This is a genomic window from Listeria cornellensis FSL F6-0969, assembly GCF_000525855.1.
Taxonomy (GTDB): domain Bacteria; phylum Bacillota; class Bacilli; order Lactobacillales; family Listeriaceae; genus Listeria_A; species Listeria_A cornellensis.
Map to the genome: position 1 here is coordinate 1 of NZ_AODE01000076.1, position 1008 is coordinate 1008.

Sequence of the window (1008 nt, forward strand, 5' to 3'; positions counted from 1 at the left end):
TACTATTCACATAATCTAGCTATTTTTCTTAACATATACCTAAATAAAAAGGAAATGTTTTCGGATATTAGGTGAAATGTTGAGCAAAACATGATAATATATAATAGGGTAATTAGAGTATTTTTTCTGATTATTACATATTATAAGAAAAGGGAGAAGATGAGAATGAAAAACGAAAAAAATGGATCAGACAATTGGTGGTCGCAGGGTTTATAGTGGGAAGCATTATCTCACCGATAGGAAATAGCGTGGATTTTGTATCCGCGGCAACGACAGAAACCGCAGATAAGATCAAAACGACACAGGATGCGAATATAGAGAATACTAACGTATCGGCGATACCAACGAAAGTAACGACGTCCAAGGCGGCGAATAGCTTATCTCTTCATCCTGTTCAAGTAGGGGATGGAAAAGTAACAGGGACTACGCTACAACCGAATACAAGTATTCGTGTGCAAGTAAATCGTGTGCTCAAGACGATTATCGTAACGGACGAGGAAGGCGGATTCACGTATAAAAATAGTCGATTAATCGAAGGGGATATTGTTCGAGTCGAAATAAAAGTAGATGGATTATATACCGGAGCGAAGGAAGTCGTTGTTGTGGCACCAGCCAAAAATGAACTCACACTTCAACCCGTAACCGTAAAGGAGAAGAAAGTGGTTGGAAGGACAACATTACCGAAAACACCGATACGTATGAGTGTAAACGGGGTGGCGAAAACGACCTTAACGACGGATGAGCAAGGCGATTTCACCTATAATAATAGTACATTAGTAGCGGGCGACGTGGTGAAAGCGGAGATGAAAATAAATGGCGCATACACTGGCGCGAAAGAAGTGACCGTGGTAGATAATGGAATCGTTCCTGCTATCACACTACAAGAAATAGAGGAAACCCATACGGTAATAAAGGGGAAGACTACCCTATTTAATAATTTGATTCGTGTGAGTTTGAATGGAATCGTGAAAGCCACCATTACATCGGATGAAACGGGGGGATTTTAGA

1 protein-coding gene is annotated in these 1008 nt (G+C 40.4%); it reads left to right on the forward strand.

Annotated features, from left to right (window positions below; translation table 11 throughout):
• Nucleotides 1–215 precede the first annotated feature (215 nt).
• Nucleotides 216–1007, forward strand: a complete 792-nt coding sequence (locus tag PCORN_RS16775; protein WP_036082721.1) for a hypothetical protein — start codon at nucleotides 216–218, stop codon at nucleotides 1005–1007.
• Nucleotide 1008: the final 1 nt, after the last annotated feature.